Origin of the sequence: Aureivirga marina (assembly GCF_015767265.1) — a bacterium.
Lineage (GTDB): Bacteria > Bacteroidota > Bacteroidia > Flavobacteriales > Flavobacteriaceae > Aureivirga > Aureivirga marina.
In genome coordinates this window covers 35,999-56,936 of the sequence record NZ_JADPIB010000002.1, presented here as the reverse complement: position 1 = coordinate 56,936, position 20,938 = coordinate 35,999, and the positions used below count along the sequence as shown (strand labels likewise).

18 protein-coding genes and 1 other RNA gene are annotated in these 20,938 nt (G+C 29.4%); 10 read left to right on the top strand and 9 right to left on the bottom strand.

Annotated features, from left to right (window positions below; all coding sequences use genetic code 11):
- Nucleotides 1–62 precede the first annotated feature (62 nt).
- From gcvP to I1A51_RS04370, 3 genes are all read left to right on the top strand, one after another.
- Nucleotides 63–2,909, top strand: a complete 2,847-nt coding sequence (gene gcvP / locus I1A51_RS04380; RefSeq protein ID WP_196891488.1) for an aminomethyl-transferring glycine dehydrogenase — start codon at nt 63–65, stop codon at nt 2,907–2,909.
- A gap of 132 nt (nt 2,910–3,041) precedes the next feature.
- Entirely contained in the window at nt 3,042–4,037 is a 996-nt protein-coding gene (pdhA, locus tag I1A51_RS04375) for a pyruvate dehydrogenase (acetyl-transferring) E1 component subunit alpha (protein ID WP_196891487.1), read from the top strand.
- Nucleotides 4,038–4,041: 4 nt separating this feature from the next.
- A complete protein-coding gene (locus I1A51_RS04370) occupies nt 4,042–5,703 on the top strand; it encodes a pyruvate dehydrogenase complex dihydrolipoamide acetyltransferase (protein ID WP_196891485.1) in 1,662 nt (553 codons plus the stop codon).
- Between the two features lie 158 nt (nt 5,704–5,861).
- On the opposite strand, the gene gldG is transcribed toward I1A51_RS04370, so the two are convergent.
- From gldG to I1A51_RS04350, 4 genes are read right to left on the bottom strand one after another with little or no spacing between them, the layout of a single operon-like run.
- The gene (gene gldG, locus I1A51_RS04365) at nt 5,862–7,514 is read right to left on the bottom strand and encodes a gliding motility-associated ABC transporter substrate-binding protein GldG (RefSeq protein ID WP_196891484.1); all 1,653 of its coding nucleotides are present in this window, start codon (nt 7,512–7,514) and stop codon (nt 5,862–5,864) included.
- Nucleotides 7,507–8,232: a gliding motility-associated ABC transporter permease subunit GldF gene (gene gldF / locus I1A51_RS04360; protein WP_196891482.1), complete on the bottom strand. Its 726-nt coding sequence runs from the start codon at nt 8,230–8,232 to the stop codon at nt 7,507–7,509. Before gldF ends, gldG begins: the two co-directional genes overlap by 8 nt.
- Nucleotides 8,233–8,251: 19 nt before the next feature.
- A complete protein-coding gene (locus I1A51_RS04355; RefSeq protein ID WP_196891480.1) occupies nt 8,252–8,560 on the bottom strand; it encodes a putative quinol monooxygenase in 309 nt (102 codons plus the stop codon).
- Between the two features lie 3 nt (nt 8,561–8,563).
- Nucleotides 8,564–9,400, bottom strand: coding sequence for an SAM hydrolase/SAM-dependent halogenase family protein (locus tag I1A51_RS04350; RefSeq protein WP_196891479.1), 837 nt, complete (start codon nt 9,398–9,400; stop codon nt 8,564–8,566).
- A 145-nt stretch (nt 9,401–9,545) separates the two neighbouring features.
- On the opposite strand from I1A51_RS04350, the gene I1A51_RS04345 reads away from it, so the two are divergent.
- Nucleotides 9,546–10,493: a PhoH family protein gene (locus tag I1A51_RS04345; RefSeq protein WP_196891478.1), complete on the top strand. Its 948-nt coding sequence runs from the start codon at nt 9,546–9,548 to the stop codon at nt 10,491–10,493.
- A gap of 211 nt (nt 10,494–10,704) precedes the next feature.
- Here the strand turns inward: I1A51_RS04345 and I1A51_RS04340 are convergent, their stop codons facing one another.
- The 3 genes from I1A51_RS04340 to I1A51_RS04330 all read right to left on the bottom strand — a co-directional run bounded on the left by I1A51_RS04340 (nt 10,705) and on the right by I1A51_RS04330 (nt 13,724).
- Nucleotides 10,705–11,268 (bottom strand): helix-turn-helix domain-containing protein, encoded by a 564-nt coding sequence (locus tag I1A51_RS04340; protein ID WP_196891477.1) that lies wholly within the window; start codon nt 11,266–11,268, stop codon nt 10,705–10,707.
- Nucleotides 11,269–11,457: 189 nt separating this feature from the next.
- On the bottom strand, nt 11,458–12,204 hold the full coding sequence (locus tag I1A51_RS04335) for a hypothetical protein (protein WP_196891476.1): 747 nt from the start codon (nt 12,202–12,204) through the stop codon (nt 11,458–11,460).
- Between the two features lie 227 nt (nt 12,205–12,431).
- A complete protein-coding gene (locus I1A51_RS04330; protein WP_196891475.1) occupies nt 12,432–13,724 on the bottom strand; it encodes an alkaline phosphatase family protein in 1,293 nt (430 codons plus the stop codon).
- A 228-nt stretch (nt 13,725–13,952) separates the two neighbouring features.
- Between I1A51_RS04330 and I1A51_RS04325 the strand changes: the two genes are divergently transcribed.
- The 4 genes from I1A51_RS04325 to I1A51_RS04310 all read left to right on the top strand — a co-directional run bounded on the left by I1A51_RS04325 (nt 13,953) and on the right by I1A51_RS04310 (nt 18,024).
- The gene (locus I1A51_RS04325; protein ID WP_196891474.1) at nt 13,953–14,855 is read left to right on the top strand and encodes a hypothetical protein; all 903 of its coding nucleotides are present in this window, start codon (nt 13,953–13,955) and stop codon (nt 14,853–14,855) included.
- Nucleotides 14,856–15,009: 154 nt separating this feature from the next.
- Nucleotides 15,010–15,591, top strand: a complete 582-nt coding sequence (locus I1A51_RS04320; RefSeq protein ID WP_196891473.1) for a TetR/AcrR family transcriptional regulator — start codon at nt 15,010–15,012, stop codon at nt 15,589–15,591.
- A gap of 23 nt (nt 15,592–15,614) precedes the next feature.
- Complete coding sequence (locus I1A51_RS04315; RefSeq protein ID WP_196891471.1) at nt 15,615–16,775, top strand: iron-containing alcohol dehydrogenase; 1,161 nt, start codon at nt 15,615–15,617, stop codon at nt 16,773–16,775.
- Between the two features lie 229 nt (nt 16,776–17,004).
- Nucleotides 17,005–18,024, top strand: coding sequence for a hypothetical protein (locus tag I1A51_RS04310; RefSeq protein ID WP_196891470.1), 1,020 nt, complete (start codon nt 17,005–17,007; stop codon nt 18,022–18,024).
- Nucleotides 18,025–18,077: 53 nt separating this feature from the next.
- Here I1A51_RS04310 and I1A51_RS04305 read toward each other — a convergent pair whose 3' ends face one another.
- Nucleotides 18,078–19,061, bottom strand: coding sequence for a receptor L domain-containing protein (locus I1A51_RS04305; protein WP_196891469.1), 984 nt, complete (start codon nt 19,059–19,061; stop codon nt 18,078–18,080).
- A 323-nt stretch (nt 19,062–19,384) separates the two neighbouring features.
- Here I1A51_RS04305 and I1A51_RS04300 point away from each other — a divergent pair, with 323 nt between their 5' ends.
- Nucleotides 19,385–19,996: an acyl carrier protein phosphodiesterase gene (locus I1A51_RS04300; RefSeq protein ID WP_196891468.1), complete on the top strand. Its 612-nt coding sequence runs from the start codon at nt 19,385–19,387 to the stop codon at nt 19,994–19,996.
- Between the two features lie 49 nt (nt 19,997–20,045).
- Here the strand turns inward: I1A51_RS04300 and ffs are convergent.
- Nucleotides 20,046–20,144, bottom strand: an RNA gene (gene ffs, locus I1A51_RS04295) — signal recognition particle sRNA small type.
- A 226-nt stretch (nt 20,145–20,370) separates the two neighbouring features.
- Between ffs and I1A51_RS04290 the strand changes: the two genes are divergently transcribed.
- Complete coding sequence (locus I1A51_RS04290; protein WP_196891467.1) at nt 20,371–20,931, top strand: DUF4199 domain-containing protein; 561 nt, start codon at nt 20,371–20,373, stop codon at nt 20,929–20,931.
- Nucleotides 20,932–20,938 lie beyond the last annotated feature (7 nt).

Sequence of the window (20,938 nt, the reverse complement as noted above, 5' to 3'; positions counted from 1 at the left end):
TCTTGAATTTGTAATACATTTTTCAGTACTTTTGGAACCTCAAAACAACTAAATTATTTAGAATGAAAACAGATTCTTTCGTTTTAAGACATGTTGGGCCTCGTGAGAATGAAGTGCAAGACATGCTAGCTACAATCGGAGTTGATTCGTTAGATGAATTAATAAATAAAACTGTCCCTGAAGATATAAGATTAAATGGTGATTTAGATTTGGATGCAGCGATGAGTGAATATGAGTATATGGCACATATTCATGAATTAGCAAAGCAAAATAAAACTTTCAAAACTTATATTGGATTAGGATATCATCCAACAATTTTACCTGGAGTTATTCAAAGAAATATTTTAGAAAACCCAGGATGGTACACGGCTTATACTCCTTACCAAGCAGAGATTGCACAAGGAAGACTAGAGGCTTTATTGAACTATCAAACAATGCTTGTTGATTTAACAGGAATGGAACTTGCAAATGCTTCTTTACTTGATGAAGGTACTGCAGCAGCGGAAGCAATGATTATGTTATACGCAACAAGATCTAGAACTCAAAAGAAAGCAAATGCTTTACAGTTCTTTGTTGCTGAAGATGTTTTACCTCAAACAATAGACGTATTAGTTACTAGAGCAACTCCACTAGGAATTGAGTTAATCATAGGTAACCCAGATACTTTTGAGTTTACAGAAAACGTATTCGGAGCTTTAGTTCAATACCCAGGGAAAGACGGAAAAATTGTTGATTATAAAAACTTTGTTGAGAAAGCAAATGATGTAGAAGCAAGAATTGCTGTTGCAGCAGATTTATTAAGCTTAACATTATTAACACCTCCAGGGGAATGGGGAGCGGATGTTGTTGTTGGAACAACACAACGTTTCGGAATTCCAATGGGGTATGGTGGACCACATGCTGCTTATTTCGCAACAAAAGAAAAATATAAAAGAAATATTCCAGGAAGAATTATTGGTGTAACCCAAGATGCCAATGGAGGTAGAGCTTTACGTATGGCGCTTCAAACTAGAGAGCAACATATTAAAAGAGAAAAAGCAACTTCAAATATTTGTACTGCCCAAGTTCTTTTAGCTGTAATGGCTGGAATGTATGCTGTGTATCATGGACCACAAGGTTTATCTTACATTGCAAATTCTGTTAGAAACTTAACAAACACTTTAAATAAAGGATTAAAAGATTTAGGATTTGTTCAGACAAATGAAACTATCTTTGATACTTTAGCTATAGAAATTGAAGATAAAGCGAAATTAAAAGAATTAGCTGAAGCTGCTGAAATTAACTTTAATTATACTTCTGAAAGTATTGTAACAATTTCATTAAATGAAACTACTTCTTTAAAAGATGTAAATGAAATTTTAAACATTTTTGCACAATTAGCTGGAAAAGATACTGTAGTTATGAATGAAGTAATTGCTTCAGAAGAATTACCAGTTTCTCTAGAAAGAACTTCTGATTTCTTAACGAATGAAGTATTCAATACATACCATTCTGAATCAGAAATGATGCGTTATATCAAAAAATTAGAACGTAAAGATTTATCATTAAATCACTCAATGATTTCTTTAGGTTCTTGTACGATGAAATTAAATGCTGCTTCTGAAATGCTTCCATTAAGCTGGAGTAACTGGAATAGCATCCACCCATTTGCACCTGTTGACCAAGCAAAAGGTTATCACATTGTTTTTGAAGAATTAGAAAAAGCATTAAATGTTATTACTGGATTTGCAGCTACTTCTGTACAACCAAATTCTGGAGCACAAGGAGAATATGCTGGATTATTAACAATTAAAGCTTATCATGAATCAAGAGGAGATCATCATAGAAATGTGATTTTAATTCCATCTTCTGCACACGGAACAAATCCTGCATCAGCAATTATGGCTGGAATGAAAGTAGTTGTAACGAAATCTACAGAAGAAGGAAATATAGATGTTGCTGATTTAAGAGAAAAAGCAGAATTACATAAAGATGATTTAGCTGGATTAATGGTTACTTATCCTTCAACTCACGGAGTTTTTGAAAGTACTATTAAAGAAATTACTTCAATTGTTCATGAACATGGAGGACAAGTTTATATGGATGGAGCAAACATGAATGCACAAGTTGGATTGACAAATCCAGCAACAATTGGAGCAGATGTTTGTCACTTAAACTTACATAAAACTTTTGCAATTCCTCATGGAGGAGGTGGGCCAGGAGTTGGACCAATTTGTGTTGCAGCACATTTAGCACCTTTCTTACCATCAAATCCAATTATTGCCACAGGAGGAGAAACACCAATTACAGCAGTTTCTGCTGCACCTTGGGGGTCTGCTTTAGTTCTTTTAATTTCTTATGGTTATATTAAAATGTTAGGAGCTAAAGGTTTAAAAGATTCTACTGTAAATGCAATTTTAAATGCGAATTACATGAAGACTCGTTTAGAAAAAGAATATGAAATTCTTTATACAGGAGAAAATGGATTCTGTGCACACGAGATGATTGTTGATTTTAGACCATTTAAAGTAAAAGGAGTTGAGGTTACAGATATCGCAAAACGTTTAATGGATTATGGATATCATGCACCAACAGTTTCTTTCCCAGTTGCAGGAACTTTAATGATTGAACCTACAGAAAGTGAAAATAAAGCAGAATTAGATAGATTTTGTGATGCTTTAGTTTCTATTCGTGAAGAAATTGAAAATTCAACAAAAGAGAATACAAACACTCCATTGAAGAATGCGCCTCATACACAAGCGATGTTGACAGCAGATCAATGGGACTTACCTTATACAAGACAACAAGCTGCTTTCCCACTACCATTTGTAGAGGAAAATAAGTTCTGGCCAACAGTTCGTCGTGTAGATGATGCTTATGGTGATAGAAATTTAGTTTGTTCTTGTGCGCCTATTGAGGCGTATGTGTAAATTTTACTATCTTTATACAGAATCAAATAAGGTCAAACATATTAATTGAATAAATAAAATACTATTTTCGTTTTGCTTTAAAATGAAAATAGTATTTTTGCGAATACACTTGTTTTAATTAGATTTTTAATTATGAAAAACATCACCAAAGAAACTTATATAAATTGGTATAAGGATATGCTTTTTTGGAGAAAATTTGAAGATAAATTAGCTTCATTATACATTCAACAAAAAGTTAGAGGATTCCTTCATTTATACAATGGACAAGAGGCTGTATTAGCTGGAGCTTTACACGCTATGGATTTAGAGCATGATAAGATGATTACTGCTTATCGTAACCACGTTCAGCCTATTGGAATGGGTGTAGATCCAAAGAAAGTAATGGCTGAGCTTTTAGGTAAAGCTACTGGAACGTCTCAAGGATTTGGAGGTTCAATGCATATTTTTGCAAAAGAAAAAGGGTTTTATGGAGGACACGGAATTGTTGGTGGTCAAATCCCTTTAGGAGCAGGAATTGCATTTGCAGATAAATATTATAAAAGACCAGGAGTAACATTAACATATTTTGGAGATGGAGCTGCTCGTCAAGGTTCTTTACATGAGACTTTCAATATGGCTATGAACTGGAAATTACCAGTTGTATTTATCGTTGAGAATAATCAATATGCTATGGGAACTTCTGTAGAAAGAACTGCAAATCATACAGATATCTGGAAATTAGGTTTAGGTTATGAAATGCCTTGTGGACCTGTTGACGGAATGAATCCTGTGAAAGTTGCAGAAGCAATGCAAGAAGCTATCGATAGAGCACGTAGAGGAGAAGGACCAACATTCTTAGAGATGAAAACGTATCGCTATAGAGGGCACTCTATGTCAGATGCGCAACACTATAGAACGAAGGAAGAAGTTAAAGAATATCAAAAAATTGATCCAATCTTACAAGTTCTTACGGTAATCAGAGAAAATGGATATGCGACAGAAGATGAAATTGCAGAAATGAATGCTGGAGTAAAAGCAAAAGTTGCTGAATGTGAGAAATTCGCATTAGAATCTCCGTACCCAGATAAGCAATTATTATACGATGTAGTTTACGAACAAGAAGATTATCCATTCTTAAAACATAGATAAAATTATGGCTGAAATTATCAAAATGCCTCGATTGAGTGATACAATGACAGAAGGAGTTGTTGCTCAATGGTTGAAAAAAGTAGGGGATAAAGTAGAAGAGGGTGATATCTTAGCAGAAATCGAAACAGATAAAGCTACGATGGAATTCGAATCATTCTATGAAGGGACTCTTTTATACATTGGTGTACCAGAAGGTGAAGGAGCTCCTGTAGATTCTTTATTAGCTATTATTGGAAATGAAGGAGAAGATGTTTCTAACTTAATTAATGGAGAAGGAAACACAGAGAAGTCAGAAGAAAAAGAAACAGAAGTAAAAGAAGAACCAAAAGTAGAGGAGAAAAAAGAAGCTCCTGTTGAAATTCCTGCAAATGTTGAGTTTATCACAATGCCAAGATTAAGTGATACGATGACAGAAGGAACGGTTGCTAATTGGTTAAAAGAAGTTGGAGATAAAGTAGAAGAGGGTGATATCTTAGCAGAAATCGAAACAGATAAAGCTACGATGGAATTCGAATCTTTCTATGAAGGAACTCTTTTATATGTTGGATTAAAAGCTGGAGAATCTGCTTCAGTGGATAGTCTTTTAGCTGTTATTGGAGAAGAAGGAACTGATATTTCAGAAATTGTTGAGAGATTTAACAAAGGAGAAGCTTTAGAATCTACTCCTCATCATACAGATATTAAAGAAGCTGATAAACCAAAAGCTGATCACTCTAAAAAAGAAGAAACTGTAATAGTTGATACTGTTGTAGTTGAAAGTAATGGAAGGTTAAAAGCTTCACCTTTAGCTAAAAAGATTGCTAAAGAAAAGGGAATTAACTTAGCAAAAGTAAGTGGAACAGGAGAAGGAGGACGTATTGTAAGAAGAGACGTTGAAAATTATACAGAAGTAGTAACAGCTGCTCCAGTACAAGAAGTTCCAAAAACTGCTGCACCAGCTGCTGCATCAAAACCAGCTGCACCAGTTTATGTTCCAACAGGAGAAGAGCAACAAGAAGAAGTGAAGAATTCACAAATGCGTAAGACTATCGCACGTAGATTAAGTGAATCTAAATTTACTGCTCCTCACTATTATTTAACAATTGATATCGATATGGATAATGCGATTACATCAAGAAAAGCAATCAATGCAATTCCTGATACAAAAGTATCATTCAACGATATGGTTGTAAAAGCTAGTGCAATGGCATTAAGAAAACATCCACAAGTAAATACACAATGGACAGATGCTGCTACAGTTTATAACAAACACATTAATATTGGTGTTGCTGTTGCTGTTGCAGATGGATTAGTTGTTCCTGTGTTGAAATTTACGGATAATATGAGTATGACTCAGATTGGAGCTGAGGTTAAAGATAAAGCTGTAAGAGCAAAATCTAAGAAATTAACTCCAGCTGAAATGGAAGGAAGTACATTTACAGTTTCTAACTTAGGAATGTTCGGAATCCGTGAGTTTACATCTATTATCAACCAACCAAATTCAGCAATTTTATCTGTTGGAGCAATTGTTCAAAAACCAGTTGTGAAAAATGGTGAAATCGTTGTTGGAAATGTAATGACAGTTACTTTAGCTTGTGACCATAGAACTGTGGATGGAGCAACAGGAGCTGCATTCTTACAAACATTCAAACAATATTTAGAGAATCCAGTTACTATGTTAGCTTAATTCTTTAATTAAAAATATTAAAAGCCTTTTCAGTTTTGAAGAGGCTTTTTTTTATGTCTTTATTTTTAATATTGAAATAATAAAATTGACATGTTTAATAAAAATAGAAAAAGCACCTATTTTTCAATAAGTGCTTTTGATAAATAAAGTATATTATTTTATTGATATTTTTTCTTTCGTATAAAAGTGAAAATAAATCCGAAAATTGCTAAAAGAATTAATGGTAAAACTATATTAATAATTTGCCATTTTGAACGTTCTTTAAATGCTTTTTCTTTATCTAGAATTTTTAAATCTACTGTTTTTGAACGAATATTAATTAAGCCAGAATCGTCTAATAAATAATTAATAGCATTCATTAAAAACTCTTTATTCCCAAACCTTTCTTGTGTCCATTTGTCCGAATCTAAAGAAAGTGGTTGGTTGTTTTGAACTTGATTTCGGATGAAATCTCCATCTGAAATTACAACCATTTTATTTTCAATTCCTTTGTCTTTTGCATTTTCTAAAGAAAAAGGTTTTACTCTATTATTATAAGCTGAAGTAAATTTTCCTTCTAATAAAACTCCAAAGAATTTTTCCTTTTCATCTGCAAATTTTTTCGGATCAGGTTTTTCAGTTAATTCATCTAAAGAAATGATTTTTGGTAAACCTACAATTTGTGAAAGTTTAGAGCTTTGTAATAATATTTTTTTAGTCACATCTTTATTCTTCAAAGTATCCATGCTATTTGGAAAACGAAGACGGACTGGTTCTGTATTTTTGGATAAAGAATTTTTTCCATTTGGTAAAACCAAAGGATGATAAGGCCAAATAAACTGACTAAATTGTGGTTTATTTCCAGTATTTCCTGTTTGTAAAAGAATTTTTGAACCATATAAATCTTTTACAACGTCCGAATTAATTCGAACTCCATAATTGAAAAATAAATCTGTTAAACCTAAATCTCTTGGATATAAAAGTGCTTCTCCAGTTTGCATTAAGCTATCCAATTCTGCATAGGCATTATCCACCATCCAAAGTGTTTTTCCACCATTCATGATGAATTGATCCATTGTATATTTTTCTGCTTCCGTGAATTTTTCTGTAGGTTTTGCGATAATTGCTAAATCATAACCTTGAATATCTTTTGCAGTTTTTTGAGGATTTCTTTGTACAGAATCTAAAGTGAAAACACCTAAATGATAATAGTTTTTTACTTTACGAAGCATATCCGCAATATAAAGATCGTTTAATTCTCCATTTCCTTTAAGAATTGCGATTTTTTTAGATTTTGTATTTGTAATTTTATGAATTGCATTTAGAAAATTATATTCTAAAGCTTGAACAGAATTTTCAATTTGATCATCTTCTGCATTGATAACAGCAGTTTGAAGTAAGTTTACATTTTCAGATTTATCACCATATTTTATAATTGCCCATGGAAAAATAATTGCTTGCGAAATTTTTCCATCTTCTTGAACTTGTAATCTACTTGGCTCTAAACCTTTTTGAATTAAATCTTTTTCATGCCCCGTTGGATTGATAAAACGAAAATGAATTTTAGAGTTATCCGATTTGAATTCTTCTAAAAGTTGCTTTGATTCCAATTGTAAACGTTTAAATTCTGAAGGAAAATCTCCTTGTAGATAAACATTAATTTGAATTGGATCTTTGATGTTTTTTATAATTTTTTCAGAAGCTTCTGAAAGTGTATATCGATTGTCGTGCGTTAGATCCCATCTTTCATAAATTTTACTTCCTAGCACATTGATAAGAATCACAACAGCTAATAAAACGACAATTTTTATTGGGGTTTGTTTCTTATTCATTTTTCAATCTAAAGTTTGTTAATACTAAAAAGAAAAGTGTGATACTGATAAAATAAATTAAATCACGAGAATCAATCACACCACGACTAATACTTTTAAAATGCTCATTCATACCTATTTGTTGAATGATATAATCAGCGTTTCCAAAAATATTATAATTAGCTAAACCCTCAAATCCATAATACAAAAAGAAAGAAATAAAGATGCTAATAATGAAAGAAACAATTTGATTTTTTGTCAAAGTAGAAGTATAAATTCCAATAGCAGAAAATGCACTTGCCAGAAATAAAAGTCCAATATAAGAACCTAAAATACTTCCAAAATCAATATTACCAACAGGATTACTTAATTCGTAAATACTATAAATATAAACTGTTGTTGGGAGAATTGCAGCGATAATTAAAACTAAAGAAGCGAAATATTTCCCAAGAATAATTCCCCAATCAGAAATTGGTTTTGTTTTTAAAATTTCAATAGTTCCTTGATTATATTCATCAGAAAAACTACGCATTGTAATGGCAGGAATTAAGAAAATTAAAAACCAAGGAGCTAAAAAGAAATAGCTTGTTAAGTCGGCAAATCCTCCGTTTAGAATATTAAAATTATCATTGAAAACCCACAGAAAAAGTCCATTTATAATCAGAAAAACAGCGATTACTAAATATCCGATTGGGCTAGAAAAAAAAGAATTTATTTCCTTTTTTAAAATTGCAACCATAAAAGAATAAAAAAATTGATTAAACAAAAATAGGTTCAGAACTATACACTTTATCTACACTCCAAGCTTCTGGTTTGGCATCAAAAAGAGGTTTTACATTTGCCCAAACTGATTTGAAAAGGTCAGAATTTCGATATTGTTCTAAGTAAAGTTCACTTTCCCAATAGCTATAAGTGAAAAATATATTAGGATTTTTCTTATCTCTATACAATTCTAAAAAACGACAACCTTCTGAATTTCGTATTTTATTTCTGTTTTTTTCGAATCTTGATAAAAATTCTTCAATCTTTTCTTCCTGAAAAGTCATTTTTACAATACGTACGAACATGTTTTATTTATCTAAAAAATTAACGACTATATGATCTCGGTAACGAAGTCCTAACAGACTATTTGCTCCTCCGACGGTCGCTAAATTACTTTTATAGATGGCAAGTTCCAAAAAATTTCCAGAATTAAATATCGCAAGACGACTTCCGTCCTTATATCTTTGATCTGGAGGAAGTGTAAAGTCAACAATATCACTATATTTAGAATAGACTTTTTTGAACACATATTTTTTTGCAACAATTTCGTATTTTCTTCCTTTTCCTATATCCTTGAAAAGTTTTTTACTAATATTTGTTACAACATTTCCGTAATTATCAATATAAATAACACTTCCAGTGATTTGATTATTTCCTTTTTGAACAACAGGTTGGAACTCTGTTAATTCTTTATAATTTTCTAATGGTTTTCCTACAACTTCTAACTTTCCACCTCGCAAAATATGACAAGCAACTTGTACAAAATCAGCAAGCATATGATTAGAGTTTTTTTGAAATTGAGGAACGTTAATTTCAACGATTTGTTCTGGATTTATATCGGAAACAATCATTGAAATCACACCATTATCAGGACAAACAAAAAAATGTCCATCTAATTTTAATGCAATATGTTTATTTTCTGGATTTGGCTCACAATCTACACCAATCATATGCACACTTCCTTCTGGAAAATGTTTGTATGCATTTTTTAGTACATAAGCAGCTTCCGTAATATTAAAAGGGGAAACATGATGTGAAATATCTACAATATTTGCATCAGGTAACTCCTTGAATATTATTCCTTTTAAAGCTCCAACATAGTGGTCTTTTATTCCAAAATCAGTAGTCAGTGTAATCAGCGACATTGGCAATTTTTAACTTATAAATAATTGATTATTACTTCTTTTTGTTATTAAATTGATAAACCATTCACAAAGGTATATAATTATACATTATAATTTAGTACTTTTAAACTGAATTTTAGATTAATAACTTAAATTTCTTAAACATTTGAACGAAAGAATAATTGAACTTCTTGAAATAAATCCGATTGATTTATTTGGAACGGAAAATTCTAACATTGTTTTATTAAAAACATATTTTCCAAAATTAAAAATAATTGCTAGAGGAAATAAGCTAAAAGCGTATGGCTCACCTGAAATTTTAGATGAGTTTGAAAAACGTATTACAATGCTTATCAAATACTTAAATAAATATAATAAGCTAGATGAAAATAGTATAGAAAGAATTCTAACATCTACAGGAAAAGAAGAAAAAGGACTAAATCTAAATTCTGAAATCTTAGTTCATGGTGTTGGAGGTCGACAAATTAAACCTCAGACAGAAAATCAACGTTTGATGGTGAAATTAATGCAAAAAAATGATATGCTTTTCGCAACTGGTCCTGCTGGAACAGGAAAAACATATACTGCTGTTGCATTAGCGGTAAAAGCCTTAAAAGAAAAAACAGTTCGTAGAATTATTTTAACAAGGCCTGCTGTTGAATCTGGTGAAAATTTAGGTTTCCTTCCTGGTGATTTAAAAGAAAAATTAGATCCTTATATGCAACCTCTTTACGATGCTTTGCGAGATATGATTCCTTTTGAAAAATTGGATGCTTATATTGAGAAAGGTGTTATTCAAATTGCTCCTTTAGCATTTATGAGAGGAAGAACATTGGATAATGCATTTGTAATTTTGGATGAAGCTCAAAATACGACACATGCACAAATGAAAATGTTTTTAACAAGAATGGGGAAAAACGCAAAATTTATCATTACTGGTGATCCTGGACAAATTGATTTGCCTAGAAAACAAGTTTCTGGTTTAAAAGAAGCTTTACTTAGTTTAAAAGAAGTGAAGGGAATCGCAATGATGTATTTAGATGATAAAGATGTGGTAAGACACCGTTTGGTTAAGGAAATTATTAAAGCATATAAAAGTATTGAATCTGAATAAAAAAAGGGAAGTAATTAAATTGCTTCCCTTTTTTAAACTAACTCACTATCTATATCTAAATCACTTGACAAAGTGAAAATCTATTATTTTAAATAACTAACTTGTTAATGTATTAACAATTGTTGTGCCAAAAAATAAAATTTTATAATAAATATAGATTTTAACTTAATTTATTTAAATATTATTGAATATTTAAGAACTTGATTTTCTATTAACTGATGAATTTTATCAAGCTTGGATAAAAAACAGTTGTTTCTCTTTTTTTTGTTAAAATAGCAAAGATTACTGGAAGAATTACATTAATTGATTTTATCAAAAGGAAGATTAAAAAAATGATTCTCCAATTTCCTAGTGGAATAAATGTGAATAGAATTAGACAAACAATAAGTAAAGAACTAAGTATCGTCCAAGAAATCTGAAAATTTAGAATATTTTTACCAATTTCATTTGAGCTTATTACTTTATCTTTTTTATTTAACCATAAAACTAGAGGAATAATAATATTTCCGATTGGAATTAATAAAGAACTCAACACAGAAAGATGCATAAACATTAAATAATTTTTATTTTCTTGTTTTCCGTAATCAAGAATTGTTTCCAAATTTATTTCCAAAACATCACAAATTAATTGTAGTGTTTTACTTCTAGGCTCTGTTTCATTATTTTCAATTCGTTGAATTGTTCGTAAATTTACGCCTGCTTCTTCCGCTAAATCTTCTTGAGACATTCCTTTTCGCTTTCTTATTTTTCGGATTTTCTGACCAATTTCTTTCATCGTTGATTTATTTTAAATTTCTATTCAAAATTACAATACATTCCATAGTATTTATAACGGTTTTTATGCGACATTTATATGACATTTATGTCAAAGTCAACAAAATCAATGGATAAAAAGGATTTTAATTTTAGGAATAAAAAAAGCACCCAATAATTGAGTGCTTTTCTTTCATTCAAGTTTTGAGATTTATAAACTATTGTAAAAGCGAACAAGCCTTAAAACTTCGTATGGATTTTTACAATCAAGTCTGTTTTCTCTAATAAATTTGTTCACTTGATTTTTTTGATCACTAAATGTTTTTAATAATTTAGATTTTGAAAGTTTAGTTTTCACATATTTTCCATTCTTCAAAACATAATAAGCTTCAAATTGTTTTAATCTACTTCCAGATCCAACTGGAGTTGCACCTGCATAACCTCCAAGTCCTTTTCTGTCCACATTAATTTTAATTTCTTTTTTATAAAGTTCTTTTAAAATTAAAGGTTGATCTGATTGTTGATCTGAAATGATTTCAAAATATTCAGCATGAAGATCTTCAGGGTTTTCAAATTGTGATTTTTGAATTTTGAAAAACTCTCTAACACTTCTTGTCTTCAAATCATAAATCCCGAAACCTTTTAAAGTTTGATTGTCTAATTGATAAAATTCTTTAAGATTTCCAGGTGACGATTCTAAATTAATAGTGCTATTTTCTAAATTATAATGAAGTTTGTCTCGATGAATTAAAGTTCCGTCATTTATTCTAATGTATCCATTTGACCAGTTTTCAAAAAGAAAAGGATTGTATTTTTTGGTTACATTAATTGTTTTTACAGATCGCATGGTACCTGTTTCATTGAAAGTAAGTTGATTTGGTGTGATTTCATTTAATAAGCCTTGAGCAAATAATGAAGTAGAAGTGATTAATGTTGCTAGTAATAAAATTTGTCTCATAATATTAAAAATTTTGATGTAATTTAACAAAAAAATATTAAAAAGCAATTTAAAGTGTTAAAATAATGTTTATAATGTTTTTTTAGTTTTAAAAATATATTAATAATTATATAATTAGTAATAAATCAAAACACAGTTTTTGTAGCATTTAAATTTTTAAAGAAAATGAAATAAAAAAATCCCATTCATTTGAACAGGATTTTTTAGATGATATATTTAGAAAAGAATTAATTTTCAGTTGTTTGCTTTAAAATTTGTAGAGCTTTTTCTTGATTTCCATCATTGTTTGCTGGCTCAATTTCAAGAATTGAACACATCAATTCATATAAATCAACTGTGTTATAAGAAGGAATAATTTCTTTTTTAAATTTACTTCCGTTTACAATAAAAATTCCATGCATATCTTCACCATCGAAAGGATCATATCCATGTGTTCCTCCTGTAAAACTATAAGGTCTATCCTCAAAAAAATCTCTTGTTGTCATAGACCAACCAGATTCTGCAACAGTGATAATGTCCGCAATAAAAGGATGATTTGAATAATGTAATTCTGCAGGAACTTCTTCCTTCAAATACACTTTCATATGTGGATTAACATCTTTTAATTGATTGTAAATTTCCATTTTTTTAGAAGAATCATTTACTGTAATTGTTCCAACTGGCGAATAATTTCCATTAAAAGAAACTTCATTTTCGTCAATATAATCGTCATAAAAAACCATCTTATCACGAGAAAGTTGCGCCATTCCATGATCTGAAACAATGATTAATTGGATATTTTCTGCTAAGTCATGGTTTTTAATTCCATCATATAATCTTCCTAAAAGAAAATCAATGTGACCAATAGTATTTTTAACTTCATCAGAAACAGGTCCGTAACGATGTCCAGCACTGTCAACAATACTAAAATATAAACTGATGAATTGTGGACGTTCAGCTTCTGGTAAATCCAACCAATTTAAAGCTGTATCAACTCTAGTTGTATTTGCAATATTTCCATTATAAGGTTTCCAAATGGAAGGACGAACTCCTTGAATTGGCGCTTCAGAACCTGGCCAAAAATACGTTGCTGTTTTCACATTTTGCTTTTCTGCTGTAACCCAAATTGGCTCTCCTTGATACCATTTTGCATCTTTTACAGCATCTGAAGAAATGCTATATTTATCTCCTTCTTCATTGTAAAAAGTGTTCATGATGATTCCATGATTTTCTGGATGTAAACCAGTAACTAGAGAAAGATGATTAGGGAAAGTTTTTGAAGGAAAAACTGGAACTAAATTTTCTGCTTTTAATCCTTCATTTACAATTCTATCAAAATTTGGAGTGTTTATCATTTCTGTATAATCATGTCTAAATCCATCTACAGAAACTAAAATAACATGTTGTTTGGAAGAAGTTGAAGGTGGGTTTGTTGTATCTGGTGGAGTTACAGAATTTGTATTTCCATCGTCTTTATTACAAGCAAAAACAGAAATAGTTATAGCGATAAAGCTAAATAATAGTGTTGTTTTAATTTTCATTTTTTAAATAAAATTGAGATATGCAAATTTACATTTTTTAAAAAGCAAAAGATTTTTTTAGATTGTTTAACTATTAAAGTTTCGTTAAAATATTTGGAGTCTTTAACGATAAGTTTTTAATATTTCTTTGAGAAAATAAGGTTTTATGATTTTGTAAATTTAAATAAGAGTTGAAAGTGTTTGAAAGCATTTTCAGCTTTTTTTATAAATACATCAAAAACCAACACCATGAAAGTATTTTTACGATTGTTAATTCTGTCTTTATTTTTTATTGCTTGTTCTAGTGATGATGATTCTTTAAATATGCCAACAATTATTATGAAAGCTCCTAAAATGGAGATTGGACGATTGGCTTCTGCAAATTATTTTTATACAAGAATTGATTTAAAAAGTATCTATTATGTTTATGATGGAAATAATCTTGTGGTCGAATTTAGTTCTGAAACAACTCGACCTGATGAAAAAGGTTTTCAAATAGTTTTTGGAAATAAAGATTATGATGCGCAAACTGGAAATGGAATTCTTTATTATGTGGATAATGTAGGAAAAAATGCTACCAAAGGAACTTTTAATTTAGACGATTTGGGAGCATACCAAGATTATGAGTTTACGATTTATATTTTTCCAGTTTCTACAAATAATACAATTGCAGATTATGATTTATTTTACAATAGTATTCCTTTAAAAGGAAATGGAGTTAATAAAAAGATACGTTATAACTTCGGAAAATTAGATGTAGAATATGATTGTTCTAAAATTACGGATCCATCCGTTTGTGAATGTACAACAGGTGTCCCAAAATGGCATCAAGAGAAGAGATATTATACAAATGATATTGTTGAATACAATGGAACTATTTACAAAGCGAAAATGGAAATTACAAGTTATTTTCCTCCAACAAATAGTACTTCTTGGGATAAAGTTGGTTTGCCAGGAACTGTAGAAATTCCTTTAACAAATGAACTTTGTAGCTCGTATCTAAAATGGGAAAACGGAGAAAGTTATGTTGCAGATACAAAAGTTACTTTTGATAAAGGAGTATATGCAGTAAAAACGACCACAATGAGTTCACAGAAAAACCCTTCAGAAAGTAATAATTTTGAATTTATAGGAGCTTGTGAATGTGATTAGATCTTGAAAGAAATAAAATAATAAATAGAAGCATTCAATTTATGTTGAGTGCTTTTTTTATGAAAAACCTCTAAATTTTAGTTTTTATTTAACAAAATGAATATTCATTCATTTTTAAAAAATATTTAGTTTTGTTCTATAAATATTAATTAGAATGGCTAAAAGAGAAAAATGTGAGAAGAAAAGAGAAGCACTTTTAAATGCAACTTTACAACTTATCAATAATCAAGGTTTTCATGATGCTCCAATGTCGAAAATTGCAAAGCTAGCAGGAGTTTCTGTTGGAACAACTTATATCTATTTTGAAAATAAACAAGATTTGGTAAATAAGTTGTATTTAGAAATGAAAGCAAATTTGAGTTCTTACGCTTTTGATGGTTATTCTGAAAAAATGTCTGTGAAAGAAGGTTTTGCTTTAATCTGGAAAAATATTGTTCAATATAAAATGACTTTCCGAGAGCAAGCAAATTTTTTAGCACAATGTGATAATTCACCAATGATTGACAAAGAAAGTAGAATGGAAGGTTTAAAACATATTGAACCTCTTTTAAAACTTTGGGAAAAAGGGCAAAATCAAGGAATTATCAAAAAAGTTTCCCTTTATATTTTATATGCATATTCCCTTCAACCGATTTCGTTTTTGATTAAAATTAGCGAACGAGAAAATTTTGAAATGGATGAAAAAATGTTGGAAGATATGTTTGAAACAGTTTGGGATGCAATCAAAGAAAAATAATCAAGAACAAATATTAAAAAACAATGAATAATTTTCAATATAAAAATCCAACAAAAATTTTGTTTGGAAAAGAGCAAATTGCAAATATTAAAAATGAAATTCCTTCTGGAGCAAAAGTGTTAATGACTTTTGGAGGTGGAAGTATCAAAAAAAACGGCATTTATGAGCAAGTAAAAGAAGCTTTAAAAGATGTTTCTTTAGTTGAATTTGGAGGAATTCCTGCTAATCCGGAATACGAAACTTTAATGGAAGCTTTAAAAGTGATTAAAGAAGAAAAAATAGATTTTCTTTTAGCAGTTGGAGGAGGCTCTGTAATTGATGGTACAAAATTTTTAGCTGCTGCATCAAAATATGAAGGAAATGAACCTTGGGATATTTTAGTAAAAAGAGAACCAGTTTTAAATGCTTTACCACTTGGAACAGTTTTAACTTTACCAGCAACAGGTTCTGAAATGAATGCAGGTTGTGTAATTTCAAGAAGAGAAATTCAAGAGAAATTAGCAGTTGGAGGACCAGCTTTGTTTCCGCAATTTTCTGTTTTAGATCCAACAGTAATTCAATCAATTCCAAAAAGACAAATTGCCAATGGAATTGCAGATGCTTTTACACATGTTTTAGAACAATATATGACTTATTCTGTTGGAGCGAAATTACAAGATCGTTTTGCAGAAAGTATTTTACAAACATTAATTGAAGTTGCTCCAAAAATCATGGAAGATACTTCTGATTATGAGGCTGCATCTAATTTTATGTGGAGTTGTACAATGGCTTTAAATGGATTGATTAATCAAGGTGTTCCGACAGATTGGGCAATTCATGCAATGGGACATGAATTAACAGCTTTATATGGAATTGATCATGCAAGAACTTTAGCAATTGTAACTGCAAGTCATTATACATATAATTTAGATTCCAAAAAAGAGAAATTAGCTCAATATGCAGAAAGAGTTTTTGAAGTGAAATTTGGAACGGAAGAAGAAAAAGCTTTAATAGCTATTGAGAAAACAAAAGAGTTTTTTGAATCTTTAGGAATTAAGACTAAACTTTCTGAATATACAGAAGAATTTGATGGAACAGCACAACATATTTCAAAGAAATTTGAAGAAAGAGGATGGCTAGGACTTGGAGAACATCAGGCTTTAAAACCTTCTGATGTTGAGAAAATTGTAGAAATGAGTTATTAAAAAATATCTAATAAATTTGAAAACTCTTTTGGAATTTTATGATGAAATTCAAGAGAGTTTTTTCTTTTATATAACCTTATGATAAAATTCTATCGAACTATTTATTTTTTATAATAAAAACTTAAAAAATGATTTTTTAGATGCCTATTTTAAGTCAAAAATTAGAAAACCTTTATCAATATTAAAAAGTTGGAATAAGTAACTTGTATTAATTTTAATAAGTTGAGTTATGAAAGCTTTTTGGATTACAATTGTAAGTCTAATATTTCTTACATGTACAAAAGAAATCCTAGACACAGAAGCTGAATTAAATCTACAAAAGAAAGATGAATTTACAGCTTCTGGCGGTATTTTTTTCCCAGAAATGGGAGTAATGTTTGACCGAGGAAGACATCCTAACTCTGCTATTAACAATAAAAATCGTATTGTTACGATTCACAATAGTTCACCAGCAAATAATATGTATTATCGTGCTGGGACGGTAAATGGAAATCAAATTGATTTTCATCACACACAACAAAAATATTTGGATGGAATTAATGGTTCAATCGATTTAAATGATAATAATTTGGTTGTTGAAGCTCATGAATATATAGAAAGACTTTACAATCAGGTTGGGATTTTAAATGATGATAATTCTATTAACTGGCTTTGGTCAGGTAAATATGAATCCTATGCACAAAATCCGAGTATTTCTGTTAATAATGATGGTTGGGTTGTCGAAGCTCACGAATCTAGAAATCCTTTTTCAAGTCAAAATGTATTTTATAGACTTGGAAAAATTGAAAACAATCAAATTAATTATTTTTTCTCTAAACGAATTGAAGATTATATCTCTAAACCAAGAATTTCTATTTATAATGATAATGTAGTTTTGGTATACACACAAAGTAATTATGAAATTACAGTTCAAACAGGAACATTAGATAGAAATGTGAGAGATATTAATTGGAAATCAAAAATCACTATTGAAAATGCCTTAAATGGAGATATTCAGGCAATTGGTGATGATAAATTTATGTTGATTTTCAAAGAATTTGGTGTTCCAAATGGATATGCAATTCGATATGCGCAAATTTCAGGAAATACGTTTTGGTGGATTTCCTCAGGAAGAGTTGCTCAACGAATTTTATATGGTTCGGATACACCTAGTATTACGGGAAATATACAATTTCCAGTTGCAATCGCTTATGCAGAAAATAACGGTGGTGATTTAGTGTATTATGTAGGAAGTTATTCTTCTGATTAGTAAATTAGAATTATTTGTCTGAATAAGAGTTTCTTTAGTTGATGAAGAAACTCTTATTTACAAATACTATCTAAAATTTGACAATTTTCATTGTTTCTAAGCAAAACAATTTCATCTGTTTTTTTCTTTTCTAAAATGCATAAAACCTTGCAAAATGTTAAAGCAGAATTGTAAGAAAGAATAATTTTAATTCCTTTTCCATCTAAATTTCCTATGCTTTGAATATTTTTTAAACTCGGATTTGTCTGAATTAAAAGTTCCGTTCCAATATAATTTAGATTATCCAATCCTTTCAAGTTTTTTAATTCATTATTATAAGAAATAATAACGGATTTATCTACTTTTTTTAAGTTTGAAATTCCTTGTAAATTTTTGATGCTATCTAAAACAGTGAGCTTTAAATTTCCTTGAATTTCCGTTAAATGATTCAATCCTTTTAAAGTTTTTAGAGAGCTATTTTGATTGATTGTTAGAGAACCTTTGATATATTTTAAATTGTCAAAACCATGTAAGTTTTTTAAATTTCTATTATCAAAAATTGTAATATCTCCAAAAATAGTATCGAGCTTTTGAAAGCTATAAATTGAATCTAATTTTGGATTTTTTTCTATGTATAAATAACCTTTTAAAGAAGTTAAATTCGGAATTCCTTTTAATGTTTTTAATTTTCTATTTAAGCCAACATAAAGATAATTTCCAATAGAATCCAAGCTGTCTAATCCTTGAAGAGATATTAAATTAGGATTATGATAAATGTCTAAAAATCCTCCAACTTTCTTAAGATTTTGTAATCCATTTAAAGTTTGCAAACTGTCATTATTATTGATTAAAATATAACCTCGAACTAATTCTAAAAGTTCTAGTTTTTTTAAGTTTTTAATATCTTTTCCAGAAATAGAAAGATTTCCTTCCACAATTTTTTGAGAAAAATTATCTACATCTTTTTGAGAAGAAATTATAATATCTTTCTCATTATTTTGAGCATTTAAGATAGAAAAATAGAATAAAAAACAACTGAACAATAACAATTTTCGCATGACTTTTTTCTTTAGGTATTATGAAATTACGCATTAAAAAAATGGAAGAAAATAGCGAGTATTCTTTTTTAGAAAAAACTAACATTTTTTGAAAATAAACGTGAAAAAAATCAAATAAAAATTAGATAGAATTAGTTTTAAAATTCTAAATAAACGGCAAGAAAGAATTTAAATTAAAGATAAAAAATAAGGAAATTCGTTTTTTGATTAAAGTTTTTATAACTTTAGTTCGCTTCACTTTTGAACATTTTAAACTTGGTAAATTTAAAAGGAAGAAATCCATTTTTTAATTAGAAAAACATCTGAAATTTAGAAAATATTAAATGAATTACTTAGCACATACATTTTTGTCTTTTAACAATGAAAATATTTGCATTGGAAATTTTATTGCTGATGCTGTAAAAGGAAAACAATATTTGGATTATAATTCGGAAATTCAACAAGGAATTTTATTGCATAGAGCAATTGATGAATTTACAGATTCAAATCCCATTTTTAAAAGAAGCAAGAAGCGATTAGACGAAAAATATAGACATTATTCGGGAGTAATTATTGATATTTTTTACGATCATTTTTTAGCTAAAAATTGGGAATTATATTCTTCAACAGATTTAAATGTTTATGCAGAACGTGTGTATACACTTTTAGAAAAACATGCGAGCATAATGCCAGAAAAAGCATTGCAGTTTTTTGTGTATTTAAAAAGAGAAAATATGCTTTATAATTATGAAAATGTAAAGAGTATTGAGAAAGTTTTGATTGGTATGAGTCATCGAACAAAACATGATTCCAAAATGGAAGATGCAATTGTAGATTTAAGAGAGAATTATTCTTTTTTAGAAAATGATTTTCATCAATTCATGACAGATGTAATTCCATTTTCACGAGAAAAATTAACTTTGATAAAACAGCAACAAAAATTATTAGAATTATAAAAACCAGTCGAAAGATTGGTTTTCTTTTTTAGTGAAGTATAGAAACAAAAAATGGCAAGCGACTCACATCACACTGCTACAACCTAATACCCTTGCTGCATTCCTGCCCTGGGGGATTCAAAGGGAGCTAGTTGTGTAAGACTTGCCGCTGCAAATATACGTAGGAATTTGTTTTTTGCAAGCGTTTAAGCAATAATTTTTAATCTTTTTTTAAAGTTAAATTCTATATTTTTAAAAATCAATAAATTAATGCTTACAGAAAAAAGAGATTTTTTTAGAATTTAAATCAAATTTGAATTTCATAGAATTAAAATCTAGAATAATTATAGCATAAAAAAGGAAATACCTATTTTTGTGTAAATTTTAGGATAAATATGACACAGAAAAAAGAAAATCCAAATAAGTCAATCATAATAATTTTTGGAACAATATTAGGGGCAATTGGAGTAATTACACAAATTGTATTATATAAAACTGGACATCATTTAGATCAAGGTGGGCAAGCGCAAAGAACAGCGTCTATCATTAGTATTTTATCATCTATTATTTTAATTGTTCTTGCAATTTATATGCAAAAGAGAGCAAATTTAAAAAATCAGATTGTAGATGAAAAAGGAAACTCAATAGGGTTTAGTCAAGGTTTAAAAACTGGTGTAGCAGTTGCTTTTATTGGAGCTCTTTTTGTTGCAATTTATAACTATATTTTTATTACTTCTATCGAACCAGATACAGTAAACAAAATTATTGAAACAACTAGAAAAGCATATATAGAGCAAGGTTTATCAGATGATGAAATGAAATTAAATCTTGAAAATGCGAGAAATTCAGTTGTTCCTGTGATGATTGGAGGAATTATTATTTGGAATTTATTCATCGGTTTTGTGGTTTCTTTAATAGGAACAGGAATTTTACAAGTTCTTCCAAGAAAAAAATAATTGTTTT

Coding starts and splice junctions, on each gene's coding strand:
- I1A51_RS04305 (WP_196891469.1), bottom strand. CDS start 19,061: ATGCGAAAATTGTTATTGTTCAGTTGTTTTTTATTCTATTTTTCTATC.
- I1A51_RS04290 (WP_196891467.1), top strand. CDS start 20,371: ATGACACAGAAAAAAGAAAATCCAAATAAGTCAATCATAATAATTTTT.
- I1A51_RS04350 (WP_196891479.1), bottom strand. CDS start 9,400: ATGTCGCTGATTACACTGACTACTGATTTTGGAATAAAAGACCACTAT.
- I1A51_RS04310 (WP_196891470.1), top strand. CDS start 17,005: ATGAAAGCTTTTTGGATTACAATTGTAAGTCTAATATTTCTTACATGT.
- I1A51_RS04320 (WP_196891473.1), top strand. CDS start 15,010: ATGGCTAAAAGAGAAAAATGTGAGAAGAAAAGAGAAGCACTTTTAAAT.
- I1A51_RS04370 (WP_196891485.1), top strand. CDS start 4,042: ATGGCTGAAATTATCAAAATGCCTCGATTGAGTGATACAATGACAGAA.
- gcvP (WP_196891488.1), top strand. CDS start 63: ATGAAAACAGATTCTTTCGTTTTAAGACATGTTGGGCCTCGTGAGAAT.
- I1A51_RS04325 (WP_196891474.1), top strand. CDS start 13,953: ATGAAAGTATTTTTACGATTGTTAATTCTGTCTTTATTTTTTATTGCT.
- gldG (WP_196891484.1), bottom strand. CDS start 7,514: ATGAATAAGAAACAAACCCCAATAAAAATTGTCGTTTTATTAGCTGTT.
- gldF (WP_196891482.1), bottom strand. CDS start 8,232: ATGGTTGCAATTTTAAAAAAGGAAATAAATTCTTTTTTTTCTAGCCCA.
- I1A51_RS04335 (WP_196891476.1), bottom strand. CDS start 12,204: ATGAGACAAATTTTATTACTAGCAACATTAATCACTTCTACTTCATTA.
- I1A51_RS04330 (WP_196891475.1), bottom strand. CDS start 13,724: ATGAAAATTAAAACAACACTATTATTTAGCTTTATCGCTATAACTATT.
- I1A51_RS04355 (WP_196891480.1), bottom strand. CDS start 8,560: ATGTTCGTACGTATTGTAAAAATGACTTTTCAGGAAGAAAAGATTGAA.
- I1A51_RS04300 (WP_196891468.1), top strand. CDS start 19,385: ATGAATTACTTAGCACATACATTTTTGTCTTTTAACAATGAAAATATT.
- I1A51_RS04340 (WP_196891477.1), bottom strand. CDS start 11,268: ATGAAAGAAATTGGTCAGAAAATCCGAAAAATAAGAAAGCGAAAAGGA.
- pdhA (WP_196891487.1), top strand. CDS start 3,042: ATGAAAAACATCACCAAAGAAACTTATATAAATTGGTATAAGGATATG.
- I1A51_RS04315 (WP_196891471.1), top strand. CDS start 15,615: ATGAATAATTTTCAATATAAAAATCCAACAAAAATTTTGTTTGGAAAA.